Origin of the sequence: Pseudoalteromonas sp. NSLLW218 (genome assembly GCF_015864775.1) — a bacterium.
Lineage (GTDB): Bacteria > Pseudomonadota > Gammaproteobacteria > Enterobacterales > Alteromonadaceae > Pseudoalteromonas.
In genome coordinates this window covers 166,956-184,993 of record NZ_JADYWO010000009.1, presented here as the reverse complement: position 1 = coordinate 184,993, position 18,038 = coordinate 166,956, and the positions used below count along the sequence as shown (strand labels likewise).

Here is an 18,038-nt window from a genome sequence, read left to right as displayed (position 1 = left end):
CATGGTTGTTTTTAATACAAACACCGATTATTCGTTAACATTGGTTAACAGTACAGGTCTGTTTTTTTGTCGTGTTTAGGCTTAAATTTGAGCAAATAAAAAAGGCCACTTATATAAGCGGCCTTTAAAAGTTAAATTAGCATCTAAATTAAGGTGCCCAATATACTTCAATATTTATACTTGGGTGGTTAAGTACCGCGCGTAGTGGCATGTCATTAACATCGCCTCCCGCTTTTGCTTGTTTATAAACAGCGAGTTTCTCTTCACCGCTAATTAAAAGCTTAACTACTTTAGATTGCGCAATGGCATTCAACGTAAGCGTCATTCGCTCAGTAATACTACCTGTAACGTCGCTTTGTATTGCATTAATAGCACACACTGATTGTGTGGTTGTTAAACCATGCTCTAAACCGTCTGCATTTGGGAATAACGACGCTGTGTGGCCATCTGGACCCATACCTAAAATAGTCACGTCATATGGTTTTTTTAGTTCGCTGTAGGCAGATTCACACTCTTGTGCGCCCTGTTGGGCCGTTGCAGCAGTGTTCTTCATAGTGATAAAGTTAGCAGCACTACCATAGTTTTGTAATAACGTACTCTTAATAAAGGCTTCGTTACTTTTTTCATGGCTTGGGTCTACCCAGCGCTCATCAACCATGGCAACATCAACATTTTGCCAATCTAAGTCAAGCGTTGATAAATGCTTGTACGCAGGTGCTGGCGACGAACCGCCAGATACCATCAATACAGCACGGCCATCATTTTTAATACCATCACGTAGTGATTGCTCAAGCGTTGCAGAAAGCTCAGCTGTTAACGCGTCTTTATCGTCAAAAAATTTTTCAACTAATGTTGCCATGCTTATACCTTATCGCCTGTGTTAAACCATACGTGGTTGTTTTCTGCTAATAATTCATCAGCATCTTCAGGACCCCAACTACCAGAACGGTAAAGCGCAGGTTTGCCTTTGCCTTGCCATCTGTCAATAATTGGATCAATCCACTTCCACGCTTGGCGAACTTCATCACGGTGAATAAATAACGATGGGTTATTTGCAGCGGCATCAAGCATTAAACGCTTGTACGCATCTGAATGGAAACCATTGCTGTAAGCTTGTGAAAGCTCAATATTCATTGTTACTGGCTCAAGTTGCATTTGAAGATTATCAAGGCGCTTAGACATAAGCGTTAGTTGAATTGTTTCCTCTGGCTGCAAACGAATAACAAGGCGATTCGGCTCAATATTACCTACGTTATCTTCGTAAATATTGTGAGATACTTTTTTGTATTCAACCACAATTTCTGCACAGCGCTTAGCCATACGTTTACCAGTACGAAGGTAAAATGGAACACCTGCCCAACGCCAGTTATCAATGTGCGCACGAATAGCTACAAACGTTTCTGTTTTACTAGAACCTTCATTTAGCTCTTCTAAGTAACCCGGTACAATTTTACCGTTTAAGTCACCAGGTACGTATTGTCCACGAACAATATTTTCATCAACATCGCCATCTACAAGTGGACGAAGTGCTTCTAATACTTTTAATTTTTCGTTACGAATGCTATTAGCGTTAAGCTTATTAGGCGACTCCATTGCAACTAAACAAAGTAGTTGTAATAAGTGGTTTTGAACCATGTCACGAAGTGCACCTGCTTTATCGTAAAAACCAGCACGGCTTTCAAGGCCAACCGTTTCTGATAAGCTAATTTGGATGTTATCAATAGATTTAGCATCCCACATATTTTCAAACAATGAGTTTGAAAAACGCAGCGCCATTAAGTTTTGTACTGTTTCTTTACCTAAGTAATGGTCAATACGGAAAATTTGCTCTTCATTAAAAAATTCTGCAATTTTTCCGTTAATTGCTTCAGCAGAATCACCGCAATAACCAATTGGCTTTTCAACAACAACGCGCGATGTAGGTGTAATTAAACCTTTAGTCGATAATATTTCACAACATGTGCCGTAAACAGCAGGCGGAAGCGATAAATAAAACACGCGAGACTTAGTGCTTTCGTGCTCATCTAAAATGCCTTTTAACACATCCCAGTTGTCGTCTGCTTCTGTAACATTACTTACTACTGGCACTAAAAAAGTAGAAAACGCTTTCCAATCTTTAGCGTTAAACTCACCTTTGCTTAAAAATTCTTGTAATGCTTTATGCGCTGTTTCTACGTATTCAGCACGTTTAGATTCTTCGCGAACTGTTGGTAGGATACGTGAGCCTTCAGGTAAGTTACCTTCTTGATATGCTCTGTACATTGCAGGTAGCAATTTGCGTAACGCAAGATCACCACCGCCCCCAAAAATTATAATATCAAAAGGATTAAGCATAGTTACTCTCTACGTTGTGATACCCAGTACATTTTATAAATGCGCGGATATGCCTATTTATTGCTAGATTAGATGACTTTTATAGCTGTATTTAAATAAAAGCCTGCTGAATTGTTCTATATCGATGATTTATTATTATTTTTATCATTGCGCTTATTAAATGAGCCTTAGGGGCCCTGTATCTCCTCTCACAAAAATACAGACCCTAAGCACTCCAGCGCTACCCGTTCAAAGGTACTCGGTTTACTTACTTGCGTAAGCGAATTTTTTACTGCGTACGGTTTTGTTTGTAGTACGCCATTAAGCCGTTTGTAGAACTATCATGAGCGTGTTTCACGCTTTCATCAGTGAGTTCACTCTCAATTTTAGATGCTAAACCTTTACCTAGCTCTACACCCCATTGATCAAACGAACATATTTCTAAAATAATGCCTTGGCAAAATATCTTATGCTCATACAGTGCAATTAAACGACCCACTGTTTTAGCATCTACTGTATCTAATAGCATAGACGTTGTAGGACGATTGCCTTGATGAATTTTATGATTTAATAACTCATCAATCTCTGCTTGCGATTTACCCTTAGCGGTTAAATCAGCAGTAACTTGCGCTGCATCTACACCACTCATCATCGCTTCTGTTTGTGCAAAGAAGTTAGATAATAAAATATCGTGATGCTTATCAACATTCACTTGTGGTTTAACTGATGCAATAAAATCTGCAGGTACAATTACATTACCTTGGTGTAAACACTGATAAAATGCATGCTGACCATTAATACCCGTCATACCCCAAATAATTGGAACTGTAGTATAAGGTACCGTTTCGCCTGCAAAGTTAACGTGTTTACCGTTACTTTCCATTTCGCCTTGCTGTAAATACGCAGGCAACATATGCAGTGCTTGGTCGTACGGTAATATAGCTTGTGCTGTGTAGCCCAAAAAGCTCGTATTCCACACACTAAGCAACGCCATAATTAATGGTATATTTTGCTCAAAGGGAGCTGATTTAAAGTGCTCATCTACCTCAAACGCGCCTTCTAAAATTGCTTCAAAGGCGTCGTATCCTAAATATAAAGCAATTGGTAAGCCTATCGCACTCCAAAGTGAAAAGCGACCGCCAACCCAATCCCACATAGTGAATACGTTTTCGTCGCTGATACCAAAGGCTGCCGTTTTTTCTAAATTTGTACTTACTGCAACAAAGTGCTTTGCAATTGTACTTTCATCTTTTGTTGTTTGTAAAAACCAATCAACCGCTGTTTTAGCATTTGTCATGGTTTCTGACGTCGTAAATGTTTTTGACGAAATAACAAATAATGTTGTTTCAGGGTCAATGGCTTTCAATATAGATGAAATCTGCACACCGTCAGCATTAGATACGTAATGAACATTTAACGTATCATCAGCAAGTGCTTTTAATGCCTCGGTTGCCATTTGCGGGCCAAGGTTAGAACCACCTACACCAATACTTACAACATCTTTTACCGCTTTACCGGTATAACCTAACCATTTACCACTACGCACTTTTTCAACAAACACTTTAATTTTAGCTAATTCGTTGTCTACAGCTTGTGTTACGTTTTCGCCATCAACAATTAATGGAGTGTGAGCGCGATTACGAAGGGCCGTATGCAGTACTGAGCGATCCTCGGTGATATTTATTTTTTCACCGCTAAACATTTTATCACGCCACGATGCAATATCGCATTCTTTAGCAAGCGACATTAAGTTAGCAAAAACATCGTTATCAATAAGTTGCTTAGAGTAGTCGAATAATACGCCAGGTACTTGAGTCGAAAACTTAGAAAAGCGCGTGTCATCTTGTGCAAATAACGTTTTTAGATGTGTTTGTTCCATCTTAGCTGCACTTTGTTCCAGTGCTTGCCAACTTGCTAGTTGCGTTCGGTTAGACATGTAAGTACCCTCTAATTTTTTCAATCAATTGATTTAAAAATGCTTTTTATAAAAGCAAAACTCTTAACACTGCTTATTTATACTAAAATAAAGCGTCGATAGTATAACTAAAAATGCAAAAAAAGTGCTGTTTTTATAATTTTAGATGCCGATGATAACGCAATTTTTAGCTTTTGACACCGGTATCATAAAAATTTTATAAATTAATTTACCCTCAATTTTAAAGGCAACGGCATAGCTTAATCAATCAAAATGAAATATTCATGAATTTTCATAAGTACTACTAATTACTTTTTATACTCATTAACTAATTACTGTGCATGTTTACATTGCGTGCAATAAACCTTAAAAACAAAAAATCGGCTCTAAAGCCGATTTTGTATAAATTACAATCTTTGTTTAATTGCTAAGCGCCAACCCACCACTTAGGTTATAAACAGTTTTGTATCCTAGTTGCATTAAATTAGTTGCAGCAATTTTTGAGCGGTTACCACTACGGCATAATAAAATGTACTTGTTATTTTTGTTTAATTGGCCTTCAAATACCGCATTTGCCATTCTGCTAAGTGGTATATTTAATGTTTTTTCATCTAGCGTATTAAATAACTGAGCAACATTATTTGCTCCATGTTCATACGGCTCTCGAGTATCTATTAAATATGTATCGCTGGTGTTTAACATCACTTTAGCGTCATCAAAATTTAATTGCTGTGTATCAACCTCAGGTAATGCATTTACATAACCACACAATTGCGTGTTATTTATTTGCTTTGAAGCGTCGTACTGCTGTTTTTGTATTGCAAATTCATCAACTGAAATACTGCCGCTCACTAACGCATCAAGTAGTGGCGTTTGGTTTTGCTGTACAGCCCAGTTCATGGCAAAACATTGTTGGTAGTCGTGCCCTGAGCAAATAATGCTGGTGCTTTTAAGCTGCTTGCTCATTGCTAAAACAGATCGAGCCATTGCTTTTGCGTCGCCACCTATGAGCGATGTATTGCCAAGCCCAGCAGGCAATATTAAATCACCACAAAAGCAATAACGCGTTTCGCCATTACTGTTTTTTAATAAATAACTTACGCTATCTTTGCTGTGCCCAGGTGTAGCTACTTTTTCAAGTGCTTCATTTGCCAAATTAATACTTGCTGTATTTAGCAGCCAACCTCACCTTTGACAACTCTTGAGTCAAGAACGCTGGTTAGTAAATTAGTCGCTGACTCTCGCTCTTGATGCAGGTGTGTATTAAGCACCGCTGATATAGTTAAGTTTTGTGTATTGGCTATTTTTTCAAAACGCGGAATAAGCTCAATAATCGGATCAATTATAACTGCGTGTTTATCATCGCTCACATAAAGCCAACTACATGCACCTTGGTGCCTAAATTGAGTAAGGCCCAGTGCGCATACTTCTTGTTGTGGTGTGGTACTGTCTGACACGATTAAACAGCTTGCCTGTAATATTGCTTTTAGAGCGCGAATACGCACACAAGCATCATCAATATCATGTTGTGTTGCAGCCGGTCCAAACGATAGCCTAATCGCGTTTTCGCTTTGCCACTTACTTGCCCCCATTGCATCTAAAACAAAACTTGTTGATGCACCTGTACTACAAGCCGAGCCTCCACTTACGCGAATGCCCGCAGCATCAAATAAATCAATCACCTCTTTGCTCGTTAAATCGTTAACAGCAAAGTTAAGTGTGGTAGGTACGCTATAAGCAAAATCATGGTTGAATGTAATATCGCCAAAGGTGTCTTTTATCGCGTTTTGTAACTGGCTTCGATAAGAGTTAAGTACACTAACTGATTTAAATGTTTCGTCTGATTTATCAAGCAACATACTAAATAGCTTATTTAACCCTGCAATACCGGGTAGATTTTCGGTGCCTGAACGCATTCCACTTTCTTGACCGCCACCCGCAATAAAAGGAGTATACGCACTGCCACTACGAATATATAAAAAGCCGATACCTTTAGGTGCATAAAGCTTATGCCCCGAAAAAGGTGCGTAATCTATTGTTGTATCACTAAGCGCGAGTGCTTGTTTACCGAGCGCTTGCACGCAATCCACCATCCACGATACATTTTTATTACGGCTACGAATTACCTGCTCAATAGCGGGTAAATCTTGATACACACCGGTTTCGTTATTAACGGCCATGGTGCAAATCATTAATGCGTTATCTATATGTTTAGCGATAAAATCTAAATCTAAAATACCGTTACTATCAACCGGAATGGCAAGCACTTCAGCATTAACGTCAAGTACGCTATTCCAGTGCTTAAGTGTATTTGGTACCGCTTTATGCTCAGTTGCGCCATATAACAATACAGGGTTTTTAATCGGGTGTTTTTTAGCATCAATTAGCGTAGAAACTACCGCAGTTTGAATGCCTTCTGTTGCGCCAGAGGTAAATAAAATATCGCCATTACTTGCGCCAATAACCGTGTGGGCTTTTTGACGCGTTTGTTCTAATAAATGCTTGGCTTGAATACCTGTTATATGAGGACTAGAAGGATTACCAAAACATATTTGCATGGTATGAGAAACAACATCAGCAATACAAGGCAACACAGGGGTCGTTGCGTTTGCATCAAGGTAAACTTGTTTTACTGGCTCATCGTGCAATAAAAACTCAGACATTAAAAAACGCACCTTATTACTAAAAAATATATCTTATTACCAATAGTACATAAATTTACAGGTAATGAGTAATAATCAATTAGCACTAGAGGTGCGTTTACTATTCTTTTTTAAACTAAAAGTTTGTTTACTTAATTATTCACTGAGCTCTTTACTTATCTCTTCATGTGTTGACGACCAAGCTGTTATTAGCGCTTTTACTAATGAAGCCAATGGGATGGCAAAAAATACGCCCCAAAACCCCCACAAGCCACCAAAAAATAATACCGCGACAATTATAAACACCGGATTTAAATCAACTGCCTCAGAAAACAACAGTGGCACAAGTACGTTGCCATCAAGTGCCTGAATAATTCCGTAAATAATTAAAATAGTCCAAAACTGTGTTTCTAATCCAAACTGAAACAGCGCAACTGCCGCTACCGGAATAGTAACCAGTGCAGCACCAATAAATGGAATTAATACCGACAAACCAACAAGCACACCAAGTAAGGCGGCGTAACGTAAATCTAAAACAGTAAATGCAATGAAAGACACACCACCAACAATTAATATTTCAAACACTTTACCGCGAATGTAATTCATAATTTGTTGATTCATTTCGTGCCACACTTGCAAAATTAAGCGTCGTTGCTGAGGGATCAGTTTAGCAATACTTCCTGTTAGCTCTAGCTTGTCTTTAAGCATAAAAAATACCAGTAACGGCACAAGTACTAAATATATAAGCCAAGCTACAACATCTTTTAAAGAGGTAAGTGAAAACGACAACACAGCCTGACCAAACTCAATAATTTTAGCTTCTACCGTTGCAACAATAGCCTGTACTTGTTCAATACTAATCAAACTTGGGTATTGTTCTGGTAAAGCGATTAAATAAGACTTCCCCTGCTCTAACATATGCGGGGTTTCTTGGACTAGGTTACTGGTTTGCTTCCAAAGCACTGGGCCAATAACCAAAATAAGGGTGAGCATAATGCTAATAAATATCAACATTACAATAATCGTTGCACTAAAACGCTTTAAACCAACGCGCTCTAAATGAACAACCGGCCAATCAAGTAAATAGGCAATAACCAATGCCACAAGCACAGGGACTATTAACGAGCCAAAAAAGTAAAGTAAGGCTACTGAGGCCAATAATAAAAATAATAAGGTAGACGAGTGAGGATCCGAGAACTTCCTTTCGTACCATGTTTTTACGTATTCAAACATGTAATGGCTCCACTAATAACAACCCACGTTGTTTATCAAAATTGTAACTATAAGCATTTTTTTGCAAAAAACGTTCAATATCGTTCGCACTCTCACCTTTATTAAGACTAAAAGTGATACGTTGTTTTGATGACTGCGCACTCCGTAGCGCAAGTTTAAACTGCACAAATTGCTGAGGGCATTTAAACTCTTTTAAATCGCGCTCTACCATAACTACTTTATCCGTATAGTAAATGAATAATAAGTCGCATATTTACGGTCAATATACTTATATACGCAAACCGTTGTAACTTTTTGTTAAAACAATACCTGCAATAGTTTATCCTTATAACATAACTCGCAGTAAGGATAAGTTAATGCCTGGCACGCATAATAAAGCGCAACTACCAAGTAATCCAACACTCAAAGAGATTAATTGGTTTAAAAAGCAAATTAATTGGGGCGAACTCCCTCCTTTTTATCACCTTGTTGCCTCATCAATAAGCGAATCAGAAGGTATTTTAGATCATGGATTCGATAATGCGGTTAAACAACTTATAGATAAACGCAATTGGAACTTAGATTTATTAGAAGGCCACGAAGACAGCTTTGGTGAAATACATACCAAATATAAGCCACGCATTGCGCTGCACCAGGTTTTTACCGACAGAGGCTTTGAGCTTTGGGCACAGCCTTATGCTAAAGATGTTATTGTTGACCAATACATAAAAAATAATCGCTTTATGGAGTTTAGAGTGTGGGACCCACATTCAATGAAAAACCTGATCAGAATAAGTCAGTTACATAAGTTTATTGGCTTTTATTTTGAACGGGGCGACAAAGCAGATAAAGCCATTATTTTACACGCACATAAAGTAGTACATAAAATTATTACTTTTTTGCAGCGAGAATTGAACGTTGTAAAGCTTGATGGAGTCACAATAAAAGAACTATACCAATTGTGCGAAAAAGACAGCCGTGCAAGCAGTGACGAAATAGACATAGCCAAAATTGCAATTGGCGAACAAATTAACAAGGAATAAAATGCAGCTAAAATCAGCATTTATCACTTTATGCACCGCAGCGCTTACGTTTAGCTTATTAGTAAGCGAACCTTTAAAAGCGCAAACTAACTTTACTCTTCCTGACTTAGGAACATCTGCATTACAAGCACTGCCACTTGAAAAAGAACAAGCTATTGGCGAAGTAATGATGATGCAAATACGAGGTTCATCGCCAGTTATAAACGACCCTGTGCTAGATGAATACCTCACGACTATTGGCCGTAAACTTGTTGCTAATGCTAACGATGTACGTTTTCCGTTTTCATTCTTTTGGATAAATAACTCAGAAATAAACGCATTTGCCTTTTACGGCGGCCATGTTGGAGTGCACACAGGATTAATAGCGCAAGCAGATAACGAGAGCCAGTTTGCTTCAGTACTTGGTCACGAAATTGCCCACGTAACACAGCGCCACTTAGCACGTAGAATACAGCAGCAACAAGATAACAGCGCACTGACCATTGCCGGTATGATTGCTGGTATATTAGCAACCGTTGTTGCACCCGACGCGGGTATTGCCATTATATCAGCAAGCCAAACACAATCTGCTTTTAGCCAATTAACACATAGCCGCTCAGCTGAGCAAGAAGCTGACCGCATAGGCATGCAAACACTTAATAATGCTGGTTTTGATGCACGTGCATCGAGTGAGTTTTTAACTAAACTTGCAGCGCAAATTCGTTATAAATACAAGCCACCAGCATTTTTGCTAACTCACCCATTACCAGAGAGCCGAGTGTCAGACGTACGTTTGCGTGCAGAGCAATTTCCTGTGCGTCTTATGAATGCGAGCCTTGAATTTAATTTAGCAAAAAGTCGAGTGCTTGCCCGCTACGACAACAAACCAGAAAACGCAGAAGACTTATTTAAAAAACTACTGCGCGAAAACAGTTACAACAATACTGCATTAAAGTATGGCTTAGCCATAAGCTTACTTGATCAAAAAAAGCTTGATGAAGCAGCGCCAATATTAGACGAGCTTTTAAAAAATGATCCTAAAAACCTATTTTATATAGATACCCATACCGATTTACTTATCGCACAAGAAAAGGCAGATGAAGCCGTTAAGTTTTTAGCTGATTTAAATCAGTATCGCCCTAATAATCAGGTAATTACGCTTAACTATGCCAATGCAGCTCTCGAAGCTGAGCAATATGAGCTTGCTGAAAATATTTTAAAGAGTTTTTTACTCGAAAAGCCCGACCACAACTTAGGTAAACAACTCCTTGCTGATGCGTATAAAAAACAAGATAAATTAGCCTCTTATCACGAAGCGAACGCCGATGTATTAGCGCAATATGGCGCTTATTTAAAAGCCGCAGACGAAGTACAAAAAGCACTTAACTTTGTAGAGCCTACCCAACTTGTTAAGCAACAACGTTTAAAAGCACTACTTACCCAGTATCGACTTTTACAAAAAGAGCTTGCAAGACTTTAAGTCTGCAAGCGCTTACCCTAAAATAGACGCAATTCACACTTTGGAATCATTTTATGTCTGTTACCATTTACCACAACCCACGTTGTTCTAAATCACGCGAAACGCTAGCACTACTGCAAAGTAAAGTGATAGAGCCAAGTGTTGTAGAGTATTTAAAAAACCCTCTTACACACGAGCAAATTGCAACGCTTGTAATCCAACTTGGTTTTTCATCCGTACGTGAATTAATGCGCACAAAAGAAGATGACTACAAAGCGCTTAATTTAAAAGATGAAAGCAATGAATCAGCATTAATAGATGCCATGGTACAAAATCCAAAACTAATTGAGCGCCCTATTGTGGTTAATAACAATAAAGCCGCGATTGGTCGCCCACCAGAAAACGTACTAAGCGTTTTATAATGAGTGCAACCATAGTGGTGCTTTATCACTCAAGCCATGGCTCAGTTGAAGCAATGGCTCACGAAATAGCAGAGTCGATAGAGCAACAAGGTGCTAGTGCACTACTTCGTACTTTTGTGGCTAAAAATGCACACGACATTGTGATCACCAAAGATGACTTAATAAATTGTGATGGTTTGGCATTTGGTACACCAACCCGATTTGGCATGATGGCCTCCCAAGCTAAAAGCTTTTGGGAAACCACCAGCGACTTATGGTTAAAAGGCCAGTTAATAGATAAGCCAGCGTGTGTGTTTTCGTCATCAAGCAGTATGCATGGTGGTAATGAAGCAACCTTACTTAACTTATCTCTGCCACTATTACACCACGGAATGATGCTAATGGGCGTGCCGTACGATGTACCCGAACTACTTGCAACACAAACAGGTGGAACACCATACGGTGCAACACACGTTGCTGGCAGCGCTAATAGTGCACAACTTAGTAAAGACGAAATTAAAATATGCCAAAGCGTTGGTAAACGCCTTACTCACATTGCGAGAAAACTTAAATGAATACAGCTGACAACCCAGCTAAAAAGCCAATTACAGTAAAATTTCAGCGTGCCGCACTATTTGGCTATGTAGGTTTACTTGTTCTTATTCCACTGTGGATGTATTTTGTACCACCTTTAAATGGTAATGCGAGTTTAGTGTCTTTATTTGTGCCTATTATTCCATTACTACTGCCGCTAAGAGGCATAATAAAAGACTATACTTACACTTATGCGTGGGCTAACTTTATTGTAATGCTGTATTTTATACACGGCTTAACCATGCTTTGGGCAGCTCCTGATGAATTAATTTGGGTATTGTTAGAGCTTGTGTTTGCCTCTTCAATGTTTATTGGCTGTACGTATTATGCAAGGCATCGCGGACAAGAACAGGGTTTAAAAATCCGTAAGCTTAAAGAAGAACTCGCTGAAGAAAAAGCAGCAAATGAGCACAATAAATAATATTTATCCATAAACGGTTATAAATACAAAAAACGCGCTTAAATTGCTTTAAGCGCGTTTTTTATTAACTTTTTAAAAGTGACTAAACCAAATCACTCAAGGCTGCTAGTACCACAATACTCGCTAACCCTATTTGAGCAATTAAGCTAATAAACGAAAAGCCCCTAAGCACAAACAAACCCCAAGGGTGTTTAATATGTGGATATAACGCACAGCGTTTTAAAGTGGTCGCAAAGAAAAAACAAATCACTGCAACCATAGTTAAACCCAGCGTCAGCTCACTTTTAATTGAGAGTGTTTCATCAAAAAAGAAGAACAACTGCAAAGGCAGCAATATAGTGACAATAGCGTGTAGCACATGTACTTTTTTAATACGATCAAACTGCCCTTCCGGCGAAAGCTCTTTAATACCAAAGTCACGCTCTAAGCATTTAACTAAGTTATTGGCTTTAATACTAACCGCCAAACGGTAACAACTTAAGCCTTCTTTATTGCGCGCTCTAAAGTTATAACCCGCTTTAATTAACAGCACCATTAACGATTCATTTTTAGCAAATACAGCGTAATGAAGCGCTGTATTACCTAAATTATCAACCGCTTTTTTATCTTGCTTTGCAAGTAGCGTTTCAACCACATTTACATAGCCTTTTTCGGCGGCCCACATGAAGGCTGTTTTATTGTTCTCGTCAGCAAGAACGCCTGTGGCGCCTTGTTCAATAAAACGCATGGCCATTGTTTGCTTGGCTGTTTTTTTACGTAAGTGCGTTAATAATGCTTTTTCTAGCAGTACAACAGAGTCAACATCAGGAGAAACCTGTGTAAGCAACGTAAAGTAGTCTTTACCCGCCGCTACTTTTTCGCTAGCAAGTTCAGAAAGCATATCTAAATCAGCAACAGACTCGGGTATAAATGCACTTAAGCGCTCTCTAAAATCAACTTCTTTCCAAAGGGCTAATGTATCTTTTGCCGAGAGTTTACTTTTATTATTTAACGCATGCTCAATTAACGTGAAATAGCGTTTACTAAAAAACAAATCAACTAAAGACAGTGGCGTATCTATGGTGTTTTGCGCCGCCACGCTTGCGTATTTTTCAAGGCGCTGGCATAGCATAAGCACTAAGCTTTCAGGGGTGTATTCATTATCGTAGTAATGGCTTTTAACCGCACTAATATACGCTTGTGCGTCTTCGTCATATTCAGAGATATGTTGAAAATAACATTCTTCAAATGGCTCTAACGGGGTTAACCATGCCAAATAATAAATAGGCGGTAACACGGTGGTGCATACACCATCGTCTTCATTTGTAGAACGACAAGCAGGCCAAGCTTCCAAAGCATCTAAAATAAAGGCACCGTTTTGTTCTACCAGTCCTTTAATAAGTAATGGGTATTCCTTTGGCCAAATCAGTACATTTTCCATTAAAACAACACAACTCCAGTGTGGCTTGGGGGTGGTAAGTTATATCAGTTTTTAGCTGACACCACGCTTAATCAAAGTGTCGATATTCTAGCACACCTTTGTTTTGCTGCTAGCGCAAAATTACGCAATAGCAACAATCCTTTAGGATTACCGTAGACAAGAATATAAAAACGGCCAAGTACATAGGTAATTGGCCGTTTTTGAGGTTGGAGTTGGGCTTAATCAGAGCCAGACAAATAGTTTATTTACTTTTTAACTCGCTAATAACTTGATCTAAACCCACTTCAGAAATGCGTTGAATAATCTCTTTTTGCTTAGCGCTCAATAGTGAAATACCTTCGGCAACAATATCGTATACTTTCCACTCATCATTTTTACCTAAACGAAGCTTAAAACTTAAGTCGATTGTAGGCGCATTTGGCTCAATAATTTGTGTGTTAACTGTTGCGTACTCAGAGTCACTTTTTGCGTTATTACGCTCAAACACTACTTTTTGACCTGTGTACTTCATTAGTGCACCAGCGTATGTGCCTGTTAAATAATGCTCTACTGCATCTATGAATTGAACAGCCTGTTCGCGCTCAATGCCTTTAATGTGCTTACCTAATAATTTAAACGACACAAACTTAACATCAATATGCGGCATTAAACGTTTTTCAACAATGGCAGCCATCGCGTCTTTACTTGCTGTGCCTTTTGAATTTACTTGGCCAATGTCTGCAAACAGCTTATCGGCTACTGATTCAAGTAACTGATCTGGCGATTGCTGAGTTTGTGCAAATAACGAACTACTAAAAAAAGCAGTGGCTAAAACGAATAGTTTAAAGAGTTTCATAATTGTATATGTCTGTGTGATTAAGATGGCTGTAATTTACGCGAACTATACGCAATAAAAAAGGCACAAATAAGCAACTTATTAATGCCCAAACAGCACCAATTAAATAACTAAAATAAATTCAATCAGTTAGAAACCTCCATTAACAGCTCATATACAACCGGCATTTTGTCCTCATTGTAATTGTTAATAGGTCGCCCTTATCATTTAGTTATCAACTTAAATCAAACAAACATTTGGCACCTATGAAAACGTCACTTAAAACACTTATTATCTCTTTTGCATTAGTAGTTTCACTTTTTGGCAAACTTGCTTTTGCTCAATCGAACCATGGTTATGCTGTTGATTTCCTTAAAGGCGAAGGTAACGTAAACGGCGTTAAGCTTGCGTATCAGTATCATGCGCCTAGTATGCAAAACCTTATTGGCGATGCTCGCTTTTACTTTGAAACCAGCGTAAACATGTGGGAATACCGCCACGGCGATGAAACACAATCAAACCTAGTACTTGCTATGTCACCTGTGCTGCAATTTCCTGCCTTTAGTTTTAACAACACCCCATTTTATGTAGAAGCAGGAATTGGTGTATCACTGATTGATGAGACGCAGTTTGCCGGTAAAAACATAAGCACTCACTACCAGTTTGAAGACCGTATAGGGCTCGTTGCCGACTTTGGCCACACTAACGTTGCCCTTAGAGTTATTCACTACTCAAACGCAGGCTTTAAAGAACCAAACCCAGGGCTTAACTTTTTAACACTTTCGGTAGCTAGACGCTTTTAACGTTATTGATTGTGTTTTAAGTAATTTAATTGCTGTTATAGCGTAAAACAGTCACACTTATCCCCTGTTTAAAGTAGGTAAGTGGTTATGCAAACTTGGCATATTGTAATTATTGTCGCCGTTGTTTTTGCCATTATCATTGGTAATATTGCGCTGATTAGACTCTCTGCAAAAACGGAGTTTAAAAAGCCCAACGCCAATATTAAAAATGCAACAGACACAAAAAAGCCCTGATTAATCAGGGCTTTTTAACACGTGCTAAACCTAGCCTACTAGCCAATGCGCCATTAGCGCAATAACAGGTAAAGTAATTAGCGTTCGCAAAATAAATATAATAAACAACTCTAAAATGTTTACCGGTATTTTACTGCCAAGTAAAAGTGCGCCCACCTCAGACATATAAATAAGCTGCGTTACGCTCATGGCTGCAATAATAAAGCGCGTTACATCACTTTCAATAGTACCTGCTGCTAATATTGACGGAATAAACATATCAGCAAAACCAACCATAATAGTTTGCGATGCTGCTGCCGCTTCGGGTACTTGTAATAACTCTAAAAATGGCACAAATGGCATACCTAAATACTGAAATATAGGCGTATGCTCAGCAATGATCAGTGCAAATGTACCTACTGCCATAACCACTGGCAACACACCAAATACCATATCAAGCGCGTTATGTAAGCCCTCTTTTATAGTACCTTTAACACCCGTTGAGTTATCTGCTTTAGCGAGTGCAACATCTAACGAATGACCAAATAAAGTTTTATGACCCGGAATTGTTTCAGCGTCTCTATCTGGCTCAGTGCCATCAATTAGTAAATCTTTTTTGAAGCGCAATGGCGGTAATCGCGGCACAATAATAGCGGCAACAATACCGGCTAAACATACCGTTGCGTAAAACGGTGCAAATAGGTATTCAAGTTTAACTTGCCCAAGCACCACTAAACTAAACGTAATTGAAACCGCTGAAAACGTAGTACCAATAATAGCCGCTTCGCGTTGTGTATAGTGCTTCTGATCGTACTGCCTTGCAGTCATCAAAATACCTACACTGCCATCGCCTAACCACGATGCAGTACAGTCAACCGCACTTCTACCAGGTACACCAAATACAGGGCGCATTACTTTAGTCATTAACGTACCAGCAAGCTCTAGTAGACCAAAGTTAATTAGTAGCGGCAGTAATAAGCCCGCTAAAATAAATACCGAAAACAACACTGGCAATAAGTCATTTAATACCAGCGCGCCAGTATTGGCCGAGGTAATCATCTCGCTACCTAGGCTTAAGTACGTCATTAAACCAAACGCCATACCAAATAAGCGCACCACCAGCCATGTCCAGCTCACATCAAATAAATGTTTTAATAAAGGTGAGTTACATATAGCGGCGGGTTTAAACACTTTAGTAATTACAGAAATAACCCCTGTAATACAAATAATGAGAGTAATAATTGCTTGAGCAGAGCCAAGCATCATTGCTTGAACCGCTTTTGCCATAACGGCAATAGGAATGGTCATCCCTTGCGAGGTACTAATGGGTGTCATAAATAAAAACACACCAATTAACGAAGGAACCAAAAAAGTAAACCAAGTGCGCCACGTATAGTGTGAACGATGAGGTAGCTGAGACATATTTATTAACCTATAAAAACCACAAAAAGAGCATAGCGCTCTTTTTGTGGTAAAACTTATTATTATTTAAATTTTAATGCCGCGCTGAATGAGTGCTGCTTCTAATGCTTGTTGTAAACCATTCATAGTACCTGGTTCAAGCGTTTCGCCTTTGTCATCCATCCACGTTAAGCTAGTACCGCCTTCTTTAGTTTTACTTACTAAAATTTGGTATTGGCCTTCATCAATAGGTAGTTGAGCTACGTCATCACCCCAAATTGAATCCCAAACGCTTGTTTCCGGTTTAGTATAATCAGCAGTAATCAAGCCCGTATCTGGGTTAATTTCAACAATAGTGAACGACAAACGCTCTAAAAAGCCAGAGAAACGATCAAACACAGCTTCGTAAGATTGCTCAGTTACAAGTGCTGCATTACCTTTGTTATCAAAGCCCATTTCAAGAGAAATAATACCTTGGCGTTTACGCATATCAACTTCAAGTTGACGGTAACGGTAATCAAACTCGCTCACTACTTGGTTAAGCGCACGTACTTCTAACTGCTGCTTTAACAAATCAGTAAGTGTATGGTCGCCTTTAAAATCTATCAGCTCTACACGTAAAGACGCAGTACGCTGATGTGACTTTTCTTCAATAGTGAATCTAAACTTTTCTAAATCATCGTTAACTTCATCGCCCCACCACCAAAAGCTTTCTTCTGTTTTGATGATTGAGTACCAATCAGTTTCAATAATACCAAGTAGCTTATCTTCTTTAGTTGTGCCCGCGTTATTATCAGCAAGTACCGATTGAATCGTATCCCAAAGAAATTCATCTAAATCAGCAATGCCATCGTTTTTATCAAAATAAATACGCGCTTGTTTATCTGTCTCTTCTACCCAACTGCCTTTAGCAATTGTTAATACTTGTGCCGGTGGGCGGTAATTTGTAGCTTCAGGATTGTTGTCGTATTGACCTACATCCATTTTATAAACTGGGTCTTGAGCTGGTTGAGATAACGACGTTGGTGCTTTTACAGGCTCATGCGTACGATAGTTACGTTCGTCATGTGCCTTATTAATAAATACACTACACCCTGATAAACTTACCAATACACTTACTGCAAGTGCTTTTGGGATCCAATACTGCACAGATATTTCTCCTTAGCATACCCTTTAATTGTTTTAACAAATATATGAGTGGGTAATGCCGATTTGGTTCAGTGTAAAATCAATATTAACTTTACATTTATTATTTGGCTGCCTAAATGCAATAAAGTTCAGCACTTCTACTTAGCAATAAAACTAAGCGCAAATAAGCAAATTTTAGCTATGGTACTTTCCCGTGCCAGTAAAAACAAGAAACACCGCACTTTAAAAGCGCTTAATTAGCGTGTGCTGTAGTTTAGAG

The 18,038-nt window shown here is 38.8% G+C and carries 16 protein-coding genes and 1 pseudogene; 7 read left to right on the top strand and 10 right to left on the bottom strand.

Going from position 1 to position 18,038, the window contains the following annotated elements:
* Positions 1–148: 148 nt before the first annotated feature.
* The 6 genes and pseudogenes from pgl to I6E80_RS20500 all read right to left on the bottom strand — a co-directional run bounded on the left by pgl (position 149) and on the right by I6E80_RS20500 (position 8,314).
* Complete coding sequence (gene pgl, locus I6E80_RS15395) at positions 149–859, bottom strand: 6-phosphogluconolactonase (RefSeq protein ID WP_197185908.1); 711 nt, start codon at positions 857–859, stop codon at positions 149–151.
* A gap of 2 nt (positions 860–861) precedes the next feature.
* Complete coding sequence (gene zwf, locus I6E80_RS15390) at positions 862–2,334, bottom strand: glucose-6-phosphate dehydrogenase (protein WP_002961451.1); 1,473 nt, start codon at positions 2,332–2,334, stop codon at positions 862–864.
* A 268-nt stretch (positions 2,335–2,602) separates the two neighbouring features.
* Complete coding sequence (pgi, locus tag I6E80_RS15385) at positions 2,603–4,249, bottom strand: glucose-6-phosphate isomerase (RefSeq protein ID WP_197185907.1); 1,647 nt, start codon at positions 4,247–4,249, stop codon at positions 2,603–2,605.
* A 399-nt stretch (positions 4,250–4,648) separates the two neighbouring features.
* Positions 4,649–6,891, bottom strand: a pseudogene (locus tag I6E80_RS15380) (aminotransferase class V-fold PLP-dependent enzyme).
* A 135-nt stretch (positions 6,892–7,026) separates the two neighbouring features.
* A complete protein-coding gene (locus tag I6E80_RS15375) occupies positions 7,027–8,103 on the bottom strand; it encodes an AI-2E family transporter (protein WP_024598356.1) in 1,077 nt (358 codons plus the stop codon).
* Positions 8,096–8,314 carry a sulfurtransferase TusA family protein gene (locus I6E80_RS20500; RefSeq protein ID WP_002961455.1) on the bottom strand — a complete coding sequence of 73 codons (219 nt, stop codon included), beginning with the start codon at positions 8,312–8,314 and terminating at the stop codon, positions 8,096–8,098. The genes I6E80_RS15375 and I6E80_RS20500 overlap by 8 nt, the downstream gene beginning before the upstream one ends.
* Before the next feature lie 145 nt (positions 8,315–8,459).
* Between I6E80_RS20500 and I6E80_RS15370 the strand changes: the two genes are divergently transcribed.
* From I6E80_RS15370 to I6E80_RS15350, 5 genes are read left to right on the top strand one after another with little or no spacing between them, the layout of a single operon-like run.
* Positions 8,460–9,125: a hypothetical protein gene (locus tag I6E80_RS15370; RefSeq protein ID WP_002961456.1), complete on the top strand. Its 666-nt coding sequence runs from the start codon at positions 8,460–8,462 to the stop codon at positions 9,123–9,125.
* A gap of 1 nt (position 9,126) precedes the next feature.
* The gene (locus tag I6E80_RS15365; protein WP_197185906.1) at positions 9,127–10,584 is read left to right on the top strand and encodes a M48 family metalloprotease; all 1,458 of its coding nucleotides are present in this window, start codon (positions 9,127–9,129) and stop codon (positions 10,582–10,584) included.
* 53 nt (positions 10,585–10,637) lie between these two features.
* Positions 10,638–10,985 carry an arsenate reductase (glutaredoxin) gene (gene arsC, locus I6E80_RS15360; protein ID WP_182196880.1) on the top strand — a complete coding sequence of 116 codons (348 nt, stop codon included), beginning with the start codon at positions 10,638–10,640 and terminating at the stop codon, positions 10,983–10,985.
* A complete protein-coding gene (wrbA, locus tag I6E80_RS15355; protein WP_002961459.1) occupies positions 10,985–11,539 on the top strand; it encodes an NAD(P)H:quinone oxidoreductase in 555 nt (184 codons plus the stop codon). The genes arsC and wrbA overlap by 1 nt, the downstream gene beginning before the upstream one ends.
* A complete protein-coding gene (locus I6E80_RS15350; protein WP_002961460.1) occupies positions 11,536–11,979 on the top strand; it encodes a DUF2069 domain-containing protein in 444 nt (147 codons plus the stop codon). The genes wrbA and I6E80_RS15350 overlap by 4 nt, the downstream gene beginning before the upstream one ends.
* 82 nt (positions 11,980–12,061) lie before the next feature.
* Here I6E80_RS15350 and I6E80_RS15345 read toward each other — a convergent pair whose 3' ends face one another.
* Both I6E80_RS15345 and I6E80_RS15340 read right to left on the bottom strand, forming a co-directional pair.
* Positions 12,062–13,399: an ankyrin repeat domain-containing protein gene (locus tag I6E80_RS15345; protein WP_002963113.1), complete on the bottom strand. Its 1,338-nt coding sequence runs from the start codon at positions 13,397–13,399 to the stop codon at positions 12,062–12,064.
* Positions 13,400–13,640: 241 nt separating this feature from the next.
* The gene (locus I6E80_RS15340) at positions 13,641–14,234 is read right to left on the bottom strand and encodes a phospholipid-binding protein MlaC (protein WP_101163304.1); all 594 of its coding nucleotides are present in this window, start codon (positions 14,232–14,234) and stop codon (positions 13,641–13,643) included.
* Between the two features lie 245 nt (positions 14,235–14,479).
* Between I6E80_RS15340 and I6E80_RS15335 the strand changes: the two genes are divergently transcribed.
* Positions 14,480–15,016 carry an acyloxyacyl hydrolase gene (locus tag I6E80_RS15335; RefSeq protein WP_002963116.1) on the top strand — a complete coding sequence of 179 codons (537 nt, stop codon included), beginning with the start codon at positions 14,480–14,482 and terminating at the stop codon, positions 15,014–15,016.
* 87 nt (positions 15,017–15,103) lie between these two features.
* On the top strand, positions 15,104–15,250 hold the full coding sequence (locus tag I6E80_RS15330) for a DUF2897 family protein (RefSeq protein ID WP_076915758.1): 147 nt from the start codon (positions 15,104–15,106) through the stop codon (positions 15,248–15,250).
* 30 nt (positions 15,251–15,280) lie between these two features.
* Here the strand turns inward: I6E80_RS15330 and I6E80_RS15325 are convergent, their stop codons facing one another.
* Together I6E80_RS15325 and bamC are read right to left on the bottom strand one after the other, a co-directional pair.
* Positions 15,281–16,651 carry a YjiH family protein gene (locus tag I6E80_RS15325; protein ID WP_007583911.1) on the bottom strand — a complete coding sequence of 457 codons (1,371 nt, stop codon included), beginning with the start codon at positions 16,649–16,651 and terminating at the stop codon, positions 15,281–15,283.
* Positions 16,652–16,717: 66 nt separating this feature from the next.
* Positions 16,718–17,779, bottom strand: a complete 1,062-nt coding sequence (bamC, locus tag I6E80_RS15320) for an outer membrane protein assembly factor BamC (RefSeq protein WP_002963120.1) — start codon at positions 17,777–17,779, stop codon at positions 16,718–16,720.
* Positions 17,780–18,038: the final 259 nt, after the last annotated feature.

Bases quoted from the DNA above. Each gene is read 5' to 3' on its own strand.
- pgl (WP_197185908.1), bottom strand. From the start codon at position 859: ATGGCAACATTAGTTGAAAAATTTTTTGACGATAAAGACGCGTTAACA.
- zwf (WP_002961451.1), bottom strand. From the start codon at position 2,334: ATGCTTAATCCTTTTGATATTATAATTTTTGGGGGCGGTGGTGATCTT.
- pgi (WP_197185907.1), bottom strand. From the start codon at position 4,249: ATGTCTAACCGAACGCAACTAGCAAGTTGGCAAGCACTGGAACAAAGT.
- I6E80_RS15375 (WP_024598356.1), bottom strand. From the start codon at position 8,103: ATGTTTGAATACGTAAAAACATGGTACGAAAGGAAGTTCTCGGATCCT.
- I6E80_RS20500 (WP_002961455.1), bottom strand. From the start codon at position 8,314: ATGGTAGAGCGCGATTTAAAAGAGTTTAAATGCCCTCAGCAATTTGTG.
- I6E80_RS15370 (WP_002961456.1), top strand. From the start codon at position 8,460: ATGCCTGGCACGCATAATAAAGCGCAACTACCAAGTAATCCAACACTC.
- I6E80_RS15365 (WP_197185906.1), top strand. From the start codon at position 9,127: ATGCAGCTAAAATCAGCATTTATCACTTTATGCACCGCAGCGCTTACG.
- arsC (WP_182196880.1), top strand. From the start codon at position 10,638: ATGTCTGTTACCATTTACCACAACCCACGTTGTTCTAAATCACGCGAA.
- wrbA (WP_002961459.1), top strand. From the start codon at position 10,985: ATGAGTGCAACCATAGTGGTGCTTTATCACTCAAGCCATGGCTCAGTT.
- I6E80_RS15350 (WP_002961460.1), top strand. From the start codon at position 11,536: ATGAATACAGCTGACAACCCAGCTAAAAAGCCAATTACAGTAAAATTT.
- I6E80_RS15345 (WP_002963113.1), bottom strand. From the start codon at position 13,399: ATGGAAAATGTACTGATTTGGCCAAAGGAATACCCATTACTTATTAAA.
- I6E80_RS15340 (WP_101163304.1), bottom strand. From the start codon at position 14,234: ATGAAACTCTTTAAACTATTCGTTTTAGCCACTGCTTTTTTTAGTAGT.
- I6E80_RS15335 (WP_002963116.1), top strand. From the start codon at position 14,480: ATGAAAACGTCACTTAAAACACTTATTATCTCTTTTGCATTAGTAGTT.
- I6E80_RS15330 (WP_076915758.1), top strand. From the start codon at position 15,104: ATGCAAACTTGGCATATTGTAATTATTGTCGCCGTTGTTTTTGCCATT.
- I6E80_RS15325 (WP_007583911.1), bottom strand. From the start codon at position 16,651: ATGTCTCAGCTACCTCATCGTTCACACTATACGTGGCGCACTTGGTTT.